This is a genomic window from Lentimicrobiaceae bacterium (assembly GCA_028697555.1).
GTDB lineage: Bacteria > Bacteroidota > Bacteroidia > Bacteroidales > UBA4417 > UBA4417.
Genome location: JAQVEX010000001.1, coordinates 44,710 through 60,171 on the forward strand (window position 1 = coordinate 44,710; position 15,462 = coordinate 60,171).

Below are 15,462 nucleotides of genomic sequence, written 5' to 3' on the forward strand. Positions count from 1 at the left end.
TTGGCACGTAATAAATTAAAGAAGTTTAAAGAAACCTCAGAGTTTTACCATTTTTTTCAGCCTACACGTCAGGAATTATTAGATGGCTTTGAATTGAGAGGAAGATGGAATAAGATTTTCTTTAAAAATGATGTTCCGCTTATCATTGAGGTAGGTTGTGGTAGAGGCGAATATGTTGTTGAGTTATCTCAAAAATTTCCGAACAAAAACTTCATAGGTATTGATAAAAAGGGAGCCAGAATGTGGACAGGTGCTAAATATACAATCGACCAAAACATTACAAATGTTGCTTTTTTACGAATTTTAGCCGAAGACGTTAATCTTGCGTTTGCCCAAAACGAAGTTGACGAAATATGGATTACTTTTCCTGAGCCTCAACCCAAAAAATCTAAGGAAGCAAAACGATTTACCTCGCCTGAATTTTTGAAAAGATATGCACAAATTCTGAAATCAGATGCAGTTATCAATCTTAAAACCGATGATACCGCTTTTTTTGATTACACGCTTAGTGTTATCGAAAAATACAACCACGAAATCTTGTACGTAACGGAAGATTTATATGCTCAAAATAGCTTGAACGATAACGAAATTTTGAATATAAAAACTCATTACGAAAGTATATGGTTAGATAAGGGTTTAACTATAAAGTATCTAAAATTTAAGTTAAAATAGCTCTTGGCTTTTAGCCTTTGGCTTTTTGGTTGGTACGTGGTTCGGGTTGCGTGTTGTGACATTTTCGGTCATTGAGTGCGATATTGAGCGAAGCGAAATATCGGTGTATCGAAATGCCGAAAATGGAGAGTAAATAGTGTTGCGGGGTAGCTGTTGGCTAAAATTTTACTTATTAAAAATCCTTTTTACTCAGAATATGTATAAAAGAAACGTTAAAAATTTCTGAATCCCTGTAAGAAATTTAGTTTCTTTTATACGGTTTTTATTGTCTAAAGGCAATAAAAAATTCCTTGTAAAAAGTGTCTTTTCTTTTGTTTCGTTTTCTTTGGACAAGCAAAGAAAATGAAAGGAACCAAATAGAAACTGTAAAAGTTTAATGATTGCGGACTTGCCACACGATGCAATCGTGCGGCAGCAAAGGGATTAAAATAGCTCTTGGCTTTTAGCCTTTGGCTGTTGGCTGTTACGTGGTGTGTGGTGCGTGGTCGGGTTATCAATTAACAATGAGCAATGAGCCCCGAAGTTTCGGGAGAGTACCGTAACTCCCGACTCGTAACTTGTAACTCGTAACTCAATACTTCTACCTTCTGACTTCTAATTTCTAATTTTATTCTGCTAAAGGCTAACGGCTAAAAGCAAATAGCCAACAGCTAACAGCCAATTTACAAACTTTGCATAATCGCGTACGCCATAAATCCGGCACCATTTGCTATAGCTCTTTCGTCGATATCAAAAATAGGGGTGTGTATATTCCTTATTTCTTTCCAATCTGGATTTTTTACACCTAAACGGTAAAAACAAGCAGGTACAACGTGTGAGTAGTAGGCAAAATCTTCGGCTGTCATTCTTGGCTCAATGTCAACAACATTGTTTTTTCCAAAGTAGCTGATAGCAGCTTTTTTCATGTTTTGAGTTAAAGCCTTGTCGTTTAATAAATAAGGGTAACCTTTATCGATAAAGACTTCACACTCGGCGCCCATAGCATTGGCAATATTTTTTGCAATATGAGTAATTTTTTCGTGAGCTTCGGCACGCCATTTTTCGTCGAAAGTGCGTATTGTTCCGTCAATTTTAACAATATCGGGTAGAACGTTAGTCCTGCCTTCGGCGATAAATCTACCAAAACTTAATACTGTAGGAATAGTTGGAGGAGCACATCTGCTAACTACTTGCTGCAGCGCAACTACTATATGCGAAGCCGTCAAAACCGTATCGGTACTTAGGTTGGGTAAAGCTCCGTGTCCGCCTTTACCTTTTATTGTCAGATAAATTTCATCGGTGCTAGCCATAGCTTTTCCGCTAACAAAACCAACCTTTCCTACTTCCAATTCGGGTAAAACGTGTTCGCCGATAATAAATTGCGGAGTTGGATTTGTGAGTACGCCTTCTTCAATCATAGCTTTTGCTCCACCCGGAAAAGTTTCTTCCGAAGGTTGAAAAATAAATCGTACGGTTCCATTAAATTTATCTTTAAAATTATTGAGAATAAATATCGCACCAAGCAAGCAAGTCATGTGAACGTCATGTCCGCATGCGTGCATAACACCAGGGTTAATAGAAGCGTAATCAACATTGTTTTTTTCGCTTATGGGTAGTGCATCCATGTCGGCTCTAAGTGCAACGGTTTTGCTTTCGGGATTAACACCTTTAATTTCGCCCACTATACCATAACCGCCAATATTACAACTATGCTTTATCTTCCATTTAGACAAAACAGAGCTAATAAAATCGGCAGTTTTTTCTTCTTGCTTAGAAAGCTCAGGGTGTTTATGAAGATGTCTTCTGTAACCTATAAGTTCAGTTTCTATTTTTTCAGAAAGGCTTTTTATTTCATCAATTAAGCTTTGCATTTGAATTATTTTTAAAACAAAATTATTTTTCAATCAACAAAGTGTCGGTTCCGACAAATTTGAGCGAATAATCAGCCAAGCAATAAACCTTCGGTTACGAGTAAACAATAGGTTTTATTTCATTTCTGAGTACAAGCAAACCGTTGTTAGCCAATGCGTTCATTTCGTCTTCGCCCGGATACACAAAAATCGGTGCAATTTTTTCAACTCTTTCTTTAATAAGCTGGATTATCTGCTTGTTGTGAGCTATGCCGCCTGTAAACAATATTGCATCGACATCGAAATACAGTACCGAAGCCATCATACCAATATATTTTGCAATTTGGTAGGCGAAAGCTAAAATTACATTTTTGGCTTCTTCGTCGCCATCTTCGGCTCTTTTGGCAATATCTATAACACTATTTGTGCCTAAATATGCTACCATACCGCCTTTGCCGACAACCATTTTAAGGACTTCGCTTTCGGTGTATTTACCGCTATAACATAACCTGACTAAGTCTCCACTTGGCAAAGTTCCGCTCCTTTCGGGCGAAAAAGGCCCTTCTCCGTCAAGAGTTTGGTTAACATCAATAACTTTTCCCTTGCAGTGAGCACCAACACTAACGCCGCCTCCCATGTGAATTACAATCAAATTAAGGTCTTCGTATTTCTTATCTATCGATTTAGCGTATTGTCTGGCTATTGCTTTATGATTTAGTGCGTGAAAAATAGAAGTTCTTTTAAAAGCAGGATGTCCCGAATATCTCGCTACATCTTGAAGCTCATCGACAACAACGGGGTCGGTAATGTATGCTTTTGCCTTAGGCAACGATTCAGCAATATCGGCTGCAATAAGTCCGCCCAAATTGCTAGCATGTTCCTTAGTGGTATTGTATTTCAAATCATTTATCAAAGCATCATTTACCTCATAAACGCCCGAAGGAATTGGCTTAACAAGTCCTCCTCTTCCCATAATGAGGTCGAAAGAGTTTAGGTCTATTTTGTTTTCTAAAAGAACCTTAATAATAATTTCCTTGCGAAAATGGAATTGGTCGGTTATGCTTTTAAATACAGACAATTCTTCGGCGGAATGTTTAATATTCGTCTCGAAGTAGCATTTTTCATTAACAAAACATGCAATTTTTGTTGATGTAGAGCCCGGATTGATGGCTAAAATATTAAAATCAGTCATAAAAAATACAGGTTTACAAGTTTGTTAATATTATGCCATCAATGCTGCTAAAGCTATAGAGTAGGTTTTAGTAAGAGCGCTGTCGCCGCGTGATGTTAGTACACATGGGACTCTGGCACCTGCAACGTATGCAGCCAATTCTGCTCCAGCCAATTTAGTACCGGCTTTAAAGAATGCGTTACCTGTTTCTATATTTGGGAAAAGTAGGCAGTCGGCTTGTCCGGCAACTTCGCCTTTTACTTTCTTTATAGCAACCGATTCGGGATCAATAGCTGTATCAAGAGCTAAAGGACCGTCAACAACGCAACCTCTAATTTGACCTCTATCGCTCATTTTAGCCAAAATAGCTCCTTCAACGCATGCAGGCATAGCAGCCAACATTTGTTCGGTGGCGGCAATTGCAGCTACTTTTGGAGTTTCAACGCCTAATGTTTTCGATACTCTTACTAAGTAATCTATTATTTTAATTTTTTGTTTCAAATCGGGTAGTGGTATTACAGCAACATCACCTATGGTTAATAGTTTTGGATAGTTGGGATATTCCATAACCGTAACGTGCGACAAAATAGCTTTTTCGTCGACGAGTCCTGTTACTTTATTTAGTATTGCACGCATGTATTTATCGGTACTTAATGAACCTTTCATGAGTACGTCGGCTTTGCCGTCGTTAATAACTTTAACAGCAAGTTCGGCAGCTTTTAATTCATTAGGTTCGTCAAGTATTTCAAACTTGCTTGCATCCATGTTGTGCTTTTTGCATATTTCTTCAATAGCACTTTTGCTACCTGTTAGTACAGCCGAAACCAATCCTAAATCAACAGCATTGTACGCTGCTTCAATTGTGTGTTCGTCATTAGCAAACGCAACCGATAAACGTTTTTGGGGTCTGCTTTTTACAACTTCAAAAATTTGTGATAACTTTGTGATTTGCATAAAAATTATGGTATTTAAAGAAATTTATTTATAAATAAGTATTTTTTGCAAAAATACAAGTTTAAAATTATTAAACAATAAACCGCATTTAAAAACATTTCTTTTTTTATAAATTGTAGATGATATTGTTTAAAAAAAACTAAAATATAATTGATATTACTGAAAAATGTGTAATTTTGTAGAAATACAAATATATTAATATGCAAAATATAGATTCTTATAATTTTACCAACAAAAGAGCACTTATTCGTGTCGATTTCAACGTTCCCTTAGATGAAAATCAGAAAATAACAGATACCACTCGTATTGATGCAGCTTTACCAACAATTAAGAAGGTATTGGGCTCAGGTGGTTCGGTTGTGTTATGCTCGCATTTGGGTCGTCCCAAATCCAAAGACAATGATAAACTTTCGTTAAAGCATTTGTTGCCTTATTTGGATAAGGTGTTGGGCTTAACCGTTAAGTTTGCTCCCGATTGCATGGGGCAAGAAGCAGTTGAGCTTAGCAAAAACCTTAAAAGTGGAGAAGTGCTTTTATTGGAAAACCTACGTTTTTATGAGGAAGAAGAAGGAAAGAGTCGTATTTCCGATACCGCTTCCGACGAAGAAAAGCTTGCTGCTAAAAACAAAGTAAAAGAGTCGCAAAAAGAGTTTACCAAAAAGTTAGCTTCTTACGCCGACTGCTACATCAACGATGCTTTTGGTACTGCTCACCGTGCACATGCTTCAACGGCTTTGGTTGCCAAGTTTTTCCCCAACGATAAAATGTTTGGAAAACTCATGGAAAAAGAGGTTGTTAATATTGATAAAGTATTGAACAGCGCACAAAGTCCGTTTACAGCTTTATTAGGTGGTTCTAAGGTTTCGTCTAAAATAGAAGTAATTGAAAATCTGCTTCCAAAAATCGATAATTTGATAATCGGAGGAGGAATGATTTTTACTTTCATTAAAGCTTTAGGCGGAAATGTTGGAAAATCTCTTGTTGAAGACGATTTTATCGACACGGCTAAAGACATCCTGAACAAGGCTAAGCAAAGAGGAGTTAATGTTTATATTCCGGAAGATGTTGTTGTTGCCGATAATTTTGCAAACGATGCCAATAAAAAAACTGAAAGTTCAATGCAAATATCTGCCGACTATATGGGTTTAGATATTGGAGCTGTCAGTATAGGCAAAATCAGAGATATTTTATTGAGTTCAAAAACAATATTGTGGAACGGACCTATGGGCGTTTTTGAATTTCCAAACTTCCAGAAAGGGACATTAGACACAGCTACGGCAATAGCCGATGCAACCGATAAGGGAGTTTTCTCACTTGTTGGCGGTGGCGACTCGGTTGCTGCTATAAACCAATTTAATTTGGCAAACCGCGTAAGCTATGTATCAACAGGTGGAGGAGCAATGTTAGAAGCTATTGAAGGAAAAGAATTGCCCGGAATAAAAGCAATAAAAGAATAATAAGTAATAACACAAGCAAATGCTTTAAACATATAATTTGCACAAATAAATCATTGTTATGACGAATTGATTTTTTAACTTTGTGCAAATTATATTTTAAAATACAGACATAAAATATATAAGATGGAGAAGTTAAGAGTTCTATTTGTAACCCAAGAGATAACACCTTTTATGAAGGAAAGCCACATGGGCAAAATTTGCAGGTTTTTACCTCAAGGAATACAAGAAAGAAATCGAGAGATAAGAACATTTATGCCAAGGTATGGCATTGTTAACGAAAGACGAAACCAACTTCACGAAGTTATTAGGCTTTCGGGAATGAACATAATAATAAACGATAGCGACCATTCTCTGATAATAAAAGTAGCTTCCATACAGCAAGCACGACTTCAAATTTATTTTATCGATAACGAAGACTACTTTGAGAGAAAAGCTGTTTTTAGAGATAAAACCAATCAGTTTTTTGACGATAACGACGAAAGAACAATGTTTTACGTTAGAGGAGTTATTGAAACCGTTAAAAGATTGGGTTGGGGTCCTAATATTATTCATACTCACGGTTGGATTTCGGCGCTAACGCCATTGTACGTTAAATCTATTTATAAAGATAATCCGCTGTTTTCCGAATCTAAGGTTATTACTTCCATATACAAAGACGAATTTTCTGAGAGTTTTTCAAAAGATTTTTATACCAAATTGAGAAACGACAAAATTCCGGCTAAATTCATACAGAAACTAAAAACTCCAAACTACGTTAATTTGATGAAATCAGCTATAGACCTGTCTGACGGTATTATTATAGGAAGTAAAAAAATTAATAAAGAGATAGAAAATTATTTGCAAGATGTAGACATTCCTATATTGCCTGTGCAATCGAGTGAAGACTATATTGAAGCATACGACGAATTTTACGAGACAATTTTGTCGAAATAATAAAATAATTAAGCAACAAAAATGTTATACTTACAAAATTAAATATGCTTAAAAAACATTTTCTAAAAACTTTCATCGGGCTTGTACTTGTTGCTGCTTTTTTAAATTCTTGTAAGACCGATGACTCATCTATAGGTATAGAACTTTTATCAACCGATGACCTTTTAAAAACAGGCTACGTAGATACCATAACAATAGAAGGGTACACAGTTTACGACGATTCATTAAACACTTTAGGTTGCACATATGCACTGATAGGAAGTCTTAATGATCCCGTTTTCGGACAAACACAAGCCAACTTTTACACACAAATACGACCATCAACAGCAAAAGTTAATTTCGGAACATCGCCTGTTGCCGATTCAGCATTTCTATACTTGCCTTACCGAAAAGTGTCCTATGGCGATAGCGTTTCAAACTTGAAATATAAAGTTTATATGCTAAGCGAAGGCTTTCCCGATTCGGTTAGTATGTATTCACACCATACTCTTGACTATTCCGACGATGATTTGATTGGCGAAACGGTTTTCAGACCCGATTATTCGGGAAGCAATCCGCACCTTAAAATACCATTAAATCAAAAATTTACCGAAAAACTTTTTAGTGCCGATACGTCAGTCATGAGTGACGTTGATAAGTTCTTGAATTTTTTTAAAGGTATAGTTATAATTGCAGAGCCACAGACATATCAAAATTCAGGCTCCATTGTTGGGTTTAACGCTCCCAGCGATTTATGTAAAATAACCATATTTTATCAAGCACAAGGCGACACATTACAAAAACAATACAACTTCTTGATAAACACTTTTTGTAAGAGATTTCAGCATTATTCGCACGATTATTCAACAGCAGTACCGCAACTTAAAAATCAGTTGGACGGAGATTTAAGCTTGGGTAACGAATTTGTTTTCTTACAAGCAATGAGCGGAGTTAAAACAAAAATCAGGTTTCCACACATTAAAAACTTAAAAAAAGATGAGATTATTGCTATAAACGATGCTCAGTTGATAATAAAAAGTGCTTCAAATTCGGATGTTTTTCAGAAACCCTCCAAATTGAGTTTGCGTTTGGCAGGCGCTAGCGGAACAACAAGTCCTATGGCTCTCCCCGACGAAGCTACTGGTTATTTTGATGGAACTTATGATGATAAAACTCAAACCTACAGATTTAGAATCTCGCGGTACGTTCAGCAAATTATCAATGATGATATAGATGGCAGAAACGGTTTGTTTTTGTTGATACCGGCAAGTAACACCGGTACCAGATTGGTGCTACATGGTTTTCAATCGCCGGAAGCTCAAATTAAGTTATATATAAAGTATTCAATAATTAAATAGTAATGCATAATGTGTGGAATAGTTGCTTATTTAGGAAATAGAAATACGGTTGACGTTCTTATTTCGGGATTAAAACGCTTGGAATATAGGGGCTACGACAGCGCCGGAATAGCTGTTCTTGACAAAGAAATAAAAACCTACAAAACTAAGGGTAAAGTAGCTGATTTAGAAGGGCTTATTAAAGACAAAAACCTGTCGGGTAAAATTGGTATGGCTCATACTCGTTGGGCTACTCACGGAGAACCTAACGATATTAATGCGCACCCACACTATTCGGAGTCGCAGAAAATAGCAATTATTCATAACGGAATTATTGAAAATTATCAGGTATTAAAAAAGGAATTAATTAATCGCGGTTATACATTCAAAAGCGACACTGATTCGGAGGTGATAGCCCATCTTATTGAAGATATAATGGATAAGGAAAACTTATCGCTTACCGAAGCTGTTAGTGTTGCTCTTAAAGGATTGGTAGGAGCGTACGCACTTGTGATATTGAGTGAAGAGAACCCCGATATGATAATAGCAAGTCGTAAAGGAAGCCCCATGGTTGTTGGTATTGGAGAAGATGAGTATTTTATAGCTTCCGATGCATCACCTTTGGTTTCTTATACCCGTGAGGTGTTTTATCCCGAAGAAGGAGATGTTGTTACGGTTTCGCTTTCGGATGGACTTAAAGTTAGAACTCTAGATAATAAAGAACAAATTCCATATATAGAGCATTTAGAGCTTAGTTTAAGCGAAATAGAAAAAGGTGGCTATCCCCATTTTATGCTTAAAGAAATATTTGAGCAACCCAATACGGTTAAAGATAGCATGCGTGGAAGATTAATTATTGACCACGGAAAAGTTATTTTGGGAGGTATGAGAGAGTATCTTAACAAAATGATAAATGCTAGACGTATAATCATTTTGGGCTGCGGAACATCGTGGCATGCAGGCATAGTTGGAGAATATTTGATAGAAAAATTGGTTCGTATTCCGGTTGAGGTTGAATACGCTTCGGAGTTTCGTTACAGAGACCCCATTATTTATCCAGATGATATTGTTATTGCAATATCGCAATCGGGCGAGACTGCCGATACTATTGCTGCTATTAAGATAGCTAAATCGAGAGGTGCTACCATTTTGGGAATATGTAATGTTGTAGGTTCAACCATTGCACGCTTAACCGATGCTGGCTCATACACTCACGCAGGTGTTGAAATAGGTGTGGCTTCAACCAAAGCTTTTACAGCACAAGTAACAGTGCTTACTTTACTTGCTTTGATGCTAGCCAAGGAAAAGGGCGAAATTACACAAGCTGATTTTAATAAGTTGGTATATGAGTTTGACGATATTCCCGAAAAAATTAAAAAGACTTTAGAATTGAACAATAAAATCCTTGAAATTGCAGAAAAGATAAAAAACTCGACTAATGCATTATATTTAGGACGAGGTGTTAATTATCCTATTGCTCTTGAAGGAGCATTAAAACTTAAGGAAATATCTTATATACATGCCGAAGGTTATCCTGCTGCTGAAATGAAACACGGTCCTATAGCTCTTATCGACGAGGATATGCCTGTTATAGTTATAGCTACCAAAAAAGGGCAATACGATAAAGTTGTAAGCAATATTCAGGAAGTTAAAGCACGCAAGGGTGTAGTGATAGCTGTAGTTACAGAAGGCGATGTTGATGTTAAAAACATAGCCGATTATGTAATTGAAATTCCCGAAACCGACGAAATTTTTGTACCCTTAACAGCTACCATTCCGCTACAATTATTGTCGTATCATGCAGCAGTACTCCGTGGTTGTAACGTTGACCAACCAAGAAATTTGGCAAAATCGGTAACGGTGGAGTAGGTTTACGGGTTGCGTGTTGCGAGTTGCGGGCAATAAACAATTAACAATTAGTAATTATCAATTATCCCCAAAACTTCGGGGTTCATTGCACATTGCTAATTGCTAAAACCACCCATCACCCATCACTCATCACCGATCACTCATAACTACATTATCTTTTGTTGCGCTTTCAGCCAGCGGTCGGGGATATTTCCGTTTAAAACCTGTTCGTAATCATCTTCGGTACACGGAATAATGTAATGTTTGTGGTGTTTAGGATTAACGGATTCTGTGCTTTTTACTTCCATCCACCAACGATTAGTTTTGTTACTTTTATAAAATGTAAGGTGCTCTCTGGCTTCGGAGAACTGAGCTTCGTATCTTGTAAAATCGTTAGAATTTGTGTTAGGAAACTCTTTAACTTTTTTATAGTATCCGTCAATAAAGTACCAAACCATTTGAGCCAAAAGGTGTGCAGTTTGCCCGTTGTTATCATATTTTGGGTTCAATTCAAAAAAACCTATGCACGATATGTCTGTTCCTAATCCGGCATAGCGACATATTTGACAAGCATCATCGCCGTAAAAGCCGTTGGGTGATGCATTTTTGTTGCCGGGAGCTTCGCTTTGCCTTATGCTCGACATATCGAAGGAAACAAAATCTACGTTGCGTAGCAAGGTCTCTATAATTTTAATGTTATTATTGAAGTATCCCAATCGGTATATGTCGAAATAAAGATTATCCATAAGCTCTATTGCTTCTTGTTCGACCAAACATGTTTGATATCCGATATTGGTGTAGTTGAAAAGAATATTAGGCTTATTTAAAACAATATGGCTCAGAAAATTGTTAGAATTCAGATTTATGTTGGCATCGCCCAAATCGAATTTATTGTCGATTGTTGCTATGTTTATCAGAGAGTTTAGTTTTACGTAGGCTTTATATATAGCGAAAGACAAATCTTGCGAGCCACCTACTATTATTGGAGTTATGTTTTTACTAAAAAGTTCTTCAACAACATTAGTAAGCGCAAAGTATGTATCGTTAATATCGGCTCCTTGTTTGATATTGCCAATATCGGCAATTTTGATATTTGAAGAATGGGAATACAGTTCGTAGAAGTATTTTCTGAAGAAAGTACTTGCTTCTGCACAGCCTAAGTTGTTAGAATTTCTGTCTTCTTCTACGCCTAATATTACAATATCAACATCATTTATATTCGGAAATATTTTGCCCGTAACGTATTTAGGAATAACAGTTCCGAGTTTATCGCTAACTTTATCGTCTTCCCACACTGAGAAATCGGCATTAAGCGGAGTTAAAAAATCTATATTATCCATTTTATGAGTTTTTACTTTTTAGCAGATTTCTTTTTGGTGGTTTTAGTAGTACTTCTGGCTGCTCTACCTTTTTTGGGCGATTTTGCATCTTTTTCAATCAAATCTAAGCAGTCTTGCAGAGTTAAAGTAGCAGGGTCGGTTGTTTTAGGAATTTTGATATTACTTTTTTGATAAGAAATGTACGGACCGTATCTACCGTTAAGAACCTTTATATCCGGATTTTCTTCAAATTCTTTAATCGTTTTTTTAGCGTTTTTCTCTCTACCTTCTTGTATTATTTCGATAGCTCTATCAACTTCAATACTGTTAGGATTGTCGGGTTGTTTTATCGAATAAAAAAGTGACTTATGTTGTATGTACGGACCAAATCTACCTATACCTATTTTAATGTCGGCATCTTCGAATTTTCCAATAATTTTGGGAAACTCCAATAGTTTTAAAGCTTCTTCTAATGTGATATTTTCTAATGTTTGTCCTTTTTTCAGTCCGGCAAATTTTGGTTTTTCTTCCGATTCTGTTTCGCCAAGCTGCGCAATTAAGCCGTATCTGCCAAGTTTGACGTACACATTTAAGCCGGTTTTAGGGTCAGTGCCAAGTAATCTTTCGCCTTTTTCTTTTTCGGCTTCATCCATAGTTTTAACTACGTGTTTGTGAAATGGTTTATAGAAATTTTTTATCATTTCGTTCCATTTCTTCTGACCCTGAGCAATTTTGTCAAATTCAACTTCAACGTCGGCTGTAAAATTGTAGTTCATAATATTTTCGAAATGTTTCATCAAAAACTTAGTAACTAGTTCGCCTGTGTCGGTGGGAAACAACTTGCCGTTCTCTTTACCGCTGATTTCTTGTTTTACGCTTTCGGTAATTTTTTTGTTTTTCAGCGTAAGCGTAACAAAATCTCTTTTAATACCTTCGATATTATCTTTTACGACGTATTCGCGTTTTTGTATTGTAGAAATAGTGGGAGCATACGTTGATGGTCGTCCTATACCAAGCTCTTCCAATTTTTTCACCAAACTTGCTTCGGTATATCTGTACGGAGGATTTGAAAACTTTTGTGTTGCACTTATTGAGTTGGCTACAAGCACGTTGCCTTTTTCAACTTTTGGAAGTATGCCCTCGATGTTTTCTTCTTCATCGTCTGTTGATTCTAAATAAACTTTCAAAAATCCGTCGAAAGTAACAATCTGACCTTTGCTCACAAACTCATATTGCTGATTTGAAATATCGATATAAATAGTTGTAGTTTCTATGCTTGCATCTTGCATCTGCGAAGCAATAGTCCTTTTCCAAATAAGGTTATATAATTTTTGTTTGGCGCTATCGCCTTCTACGGTGTGAGCATCAATAAATGTAGGTCTGATGGCTTCGTGAGCTTCTTGTGCACCTTTAGTTTTTGTTGTATATTTTCGGGCTTTATGGTATTCTTCGCCGTAAAGTTTATAAATTTCTTGTTTGGCAGTGTTAATCGCTAATCCCGAAAGGTTTACCGAGTCGGTACGCATATAAGTAATTTTCCCACTTTCATATAGTTGCTGAGCCACCGACATGGTTCGCGAAACGCTAAAACCTAATTTTCGAGACGCTTCTTGTTGCAATGTTGAAGTAGTAAAAGGCGGAGCCGGAGAGCGTTTTGAGGGCTTTTTAACAATATCCTTTATAACAAAATCGGCATCTTTGCATTTTTCCAAAAATTCGAGGGCTTCTTCTTTGGTTTTAAATTTATGGTTAAGCTCGGCTTTAAGCTCAGCTTTACCGTATTTGTTGTCAACAGTAAAGTTGGCAACAACTCTGTATGAGTATGTTGATTTAAAATTTTTTATTTCTTCTTCTTTTTCAACAATTAGCCGTACAGCAACGCTTTGAACTCTACCAGCTGATAAGGCAGGTTTTACTTTTCTCCATAATATGGGAGAAATTTCAAAACCTACTATTCTATCTAAAACTCGTCGGGCTTGCTGAGCATTAACCAAATTTATGTCTATACTTCTGGGCTGCTTAATCGCTTCTTGAATAGCAGTTTTGGTTATTTCGTTAAAAACTATTCTATTGACATTACCTTTCAAGTTTAAAACTTCGGCTAAATGCCACGAAATAGCTTCTCCCTCGCGGTCTTCATCAGTTGCTAGCCAAACAGTTTCTGCTTCTTTACTCGATTTACTTAAATCGGAAATAATTTTCTTTTTGTCGGCTAATATTTCGTAGTTAGGTGTAAAGTCGCCTTCAACATCTATTCCCAAATCTTTTGTCGATAAATCTCTAATGTGTCCATAGCTTGATTTTACGGTAAAGTCTTTGCCTAAAAACTTCTCAATAGTTTTTGCTTTTGCGGGCGACTCAACGATGACAAGGTTTTTACTCATAATCTGATAAAATTGTATTAGTTGTTAGTAAGCAATTGTGGTGCAAAGTAAAACATAAATTTGTAAACGCTTGTTAAATTTTATGATAAAAACTAAAATTATCAATAAGGTATATCAGTAATTTTATGTTGCAAAGTTAGATATTAGTAATGTATACGTATAATTAATAAATTATTACTTTTGTCGTGTAAACGAATAATTATTTTTACATAGATGGGGATACGCAAAGCATATATTGAAACATATGGTTGCCAAATGAATGTTGCAGACAGCGAAGTTGTAAGGGCTGTTTTAACTTCCGAAAACATCGTATCAACTCTTGATATTTCGGATGCCGATATAATTCTCATAAACACTTGTTCGATAAGAGATAACGCCGAACAAAGAGTTATAAAGCGACTTAGTGAATTTGCTTCGTTGAAGCAAAAAAGAGCCGATATAATAATAGGTGTGATTGGATGTATGGCTGAGCGCATGAAGGAAACAATTTTTGAAAAAGTAAAGTCTGTCGATTTGATTGCAGGACCTGACTCGTATAGAGATTTGCCACGTTTGATAGATATTGCTGCAAGTGGCGAAAAAGCTTCGAATGTGCTGCTTTCTGTAGATGAAACCTATGCCGACATTAATCCTTTGCGACTTGGCGATAACGGAGTTAATGCTTTTATTAGCATTATGCGTGGTTGCGAGAACTTTTGTGCGTATTGTGTTGTGCCTTATACGCGTGGCAAGGAGAGAAGCAGAAATTTTTCATCTATAATTGATGAAGCCAAATACTTGTTTGATAATGGCTATCGCGAAGTTACCCTGCTTGGTCAGAATGTAAATTCATACAAAACACAAAACAATAATGAGCAGATTGATTTCCCCAAATTGATAAAGGCTGTAGCTCAGATAGACCCTTTATTAAGAGTGCGTTTTGCAACTTCGCATCCCAAAGATTTTAGCAACGATTTGATAGAAGCTATAATGCAGTACGATAATATTTGCAAGTCTGTTCATTTGCCAATGCAATCGGGAAGTACGAGTGTGCTAAAAAGAATGAGACGCAGTTACACCTTTGAATGGTATCTTGAAAGAGTTGAAACCTTGAAAAAACACATCCCTGAATGTTCTTTGAGTACCGATATAATTGCCGGATTTTGCGGAGAAACCGAACAGGAACATCAAGAAACCATAGCGGCAATGAATCAAATACGCTTCAACGATGCTTTTATGTTTAAGTACAGCGAGCGACCAAATACAATAGCAGCAAAAAAATATAAAGATGACGTTCCTGATGAGGTAAAGAGTGCGAGATTGACAGAAATAATAGAGTTGCAGAAAAAGCATTCTTTACAACATAATAAAAAGGATATAGGAATAGAGTACGAAGTTTTGATAGAAGGAAGTTCAAAAAGGTCAGAAAAGCAATTGTACGGCAGAAATTCTCAAAATAAGGTTGTTGTTTTTGATGATAAAGGTTTTTTGAAAGGTACGTATATCAAAGTGAGGATAAGTTCTGTAACGTCGGCTACATTGTTGGGTGATAATATTTATTAATAATTTTGTGGATATTTATCGTAAAAATTTATATTTG

At 36.3% G+C, this 15,462-nt stretch carries 11 protein-coding genes; 6 read left to right on the plus strand and 5 right to left on the minus strand.

Features of this window, described 5'->3' with window-relative positions:
• Positions 1–672 (plus strand): tRNA (guanosine(46)-N7)-methyltransferase TrmB, encoded by a 672-nt coding sequence (gene trmB / locus PHP31_00170; GenBank protein MDD3737698.1) that lies wholly within the window; start codon positions 1–3, stop codon positions 670–672.
• Between the two features lie 662 nt (positions 673–1,334).
• Here the strand turns inward: trmB and PHP31_00175 are convergent.
• From PHP31_00175 to PHP31_00185, 3 genes are all read right to left on the minus strand, one after another.
• A complete protein-coding gene (locus PHP31_00175; GenBank protein ID MDD3737699.1) occupies positions 1,335–2,522 on the minus strand; it encodes a M20 family metallopeptidase in 1,188 nt (395 codons plus the stop codon).
• Positions 2,523–2,616: 94 nt separating this feature from the next.
• Positions 2,617–3,693, minus strand: a complete 1,077-nt coding sequence (gene buk, locus PHP31_00180; protein ID MDD3737700.1) for a butyrate kinase — start codon at positions 3,691–3,693, stop codon at positions 2,617–2,619.
• A gap of 30 nt (positions 3,694–3,723) precedes the next feature.
• Entirely contained in the window at positions 3,724–4,626 is a 903-nt protein-coding gene (locus tag PHP31_00185) for a phosphate acyltransferase (GenBank protein MDD3737701.1), read from the minus strand.
• Between the two features lie 200 nt (positions 4,627–4,826).
• Here PHP31_00185 and PHP31_00190 point away from each other — a divergent pair, with 200 nt between their 5' ends.
• The 4 genes from PHP31_00190 to glmS all read left to right on the plus strand — a co-directional run bounded on the left by PHP31_00190 (position 4,827) and on the right by glmS (position 10,201).
• Positions 4,827–6,083 (plus strand): phosphoglycerate kinase, encoded by a 1,257-nt coding sequence (locus tag PHP31_00190; GenBank protein ID MDD3737702.1) that lies wholly within the window; start codon positions 4,827–4,829, stop codon positions 6,081–6,083.
• A 123-nt stretch (positions 6,084–6,206) separates the two neighbouring features.
• Complete coding sequence (locus PHP31_00195; GenBank protein MDD3737703.1) at positions 6,207–7,016, plus strand: glycogen/starch synthase; 810 nt, start codon at positions 6,207–6,209, stop codon at positions 7,014–7,016.
• Between the two features lie 44 nt (positions 7,017–7,060).
• Complete coding sequence (locus PHP31_00200; protein ID MDD3737704.1) at positions 7,061–8,353, plus strand: DUF4270 family protein; 1,293 nt, start codon at positions 7,061–7,063, stop codon at positions 8,351–8,353.
• A 9-nt stretch (positions 8,354–8,362) separates the two neighbouring features.
• Positions 8,363–10,201: a glutamine--fructose-6-phosphate transaminase (isomerizing) gene (gene glmS, locus PHP31_00205; GenBank protein MDD3737705.1), complete on the plus strand. Its 1,839-nt coding sequence runs from the start codon at positions 8,363–8,365 to the stop codon at positions 10,199–10,201.
• A gap of 146 nt (positions 10,202–10,347) precedes the next feature.
• Here glmS and PHP31_00210 read toward each other — a convergent pair whose 3' ends face one another.
• Complete coding sequence (locus PHP31_00210; GenBank protein MDD3737706.1) at positions 10,348–11,520, minus strand: formimidoylglutamase; 1,173 nt, start codon at positions 11,518–11,520, stop codon at positions 10,348–10,350.
• 11 nt (positions 11,521–11,531) lie between these two features.
• The gene (gene topA / locus PHP31_00215) at positions 11,532–13,883 is read right to left on the minus strand and encodes a type I DNA topoisomerase (protein ID MDD3737707.1); all 2,352 of its coding nucleotides are present in this window, start codon (positions 13,881–13,883) and stop codon (positions 11,532–11,534) included.
• Between the two features lie 213 nt (positions 13,884–14,096).
• Here topA and miaB point away from each other — a divergent pair, with 213 nt between their 5' ends.
• Positions 14,097–15,425: a tRNA (N6-isopentenyl adenosine(37)-C2)-methylthiotransferase MiaB gene (gene miaB, locus PHP31_00220; GenBank protein ID MDD3737708.1), complete on the plus strand. Its 1,329-nt coding sequence runs from the start codon at positions 14,097–14,099 to the stop codon at positions 15,423–15,425.
• The last annotated feature ends 37 nt before the right edge of the window (positions 15,426–15,462 follow it).

Excerpts from the sequence above, each read along its gene's own strand:
- PHP31_00175 (MDD3737699.1), bottom strand. The coding sequence starts at position 2,522 with ATGCAAAGCTTAATTGATGAAATAAAAAGCCTTTCTGAAAAAATAGAA.
- buk (MDD3737700.1), bottom strand. The coding sequence starts at position 3,693 with ATGACTGATTTTAATATTTTAGCCATCAATCCGGGCTCTACATCAACA.
- PHP31_00185 (MDD3737701.1), bottom strand. The coding sequence starts at position 4,626 with ATGCAAATCACAAAGTTATCACAAATTTTTGAAGTTGTAAAAAGCAGA.
- PHP31_00190 (MDD3737702.1), top strand. The coding sequence starts at position 4,827 with ATGCAAAATATAGATTCTTATAATTTTACCAACAAAAGAGCACTTATT.
- PHP31_00195 (MDD3737703.1), top strand. The coding sequence starts at position 6,207 with ATGGAGAAGTTAAGAGTTCTATTTGTAACCCAAGAGATAACACCTTTT.
- PHP31_00200 (MDD3737704.1), top strand. The coding sequence starts at position 7,061 with ATGCTTAAAAAACATTTTCTAAAAACTTTCATCGGGCTTGTACTTGTT.
- glmS (MDD3737705.1), top strand. The coding sequence starts at position 8,363 with ATGTGTGGAATAGTTGCTTATTTAGGAAATAGAAATACGGTTGACGTT.
- PHP31_00210 (MDD3737706.1), bottom strand. The coding sequence starts at position 11,520 with ATGGATAATATAGATTTTTTAACTCCGCTTAATGCCGATTTCTCAGTG.
- topA (MDD3737707.1), bottom strand. The coding sequence starts at position 13,883 with ATGAGTAAAAACCTTGTCATCGTTGAGTCGCCCGCAAAAGCAAAAACT.
- miaB (MDD3737708.1), top strand. The coding sequence starts at position 14,097 with ATGGGGATACGCAAAGCATATATTGAAACATATGGTTGCCAAATGAAT.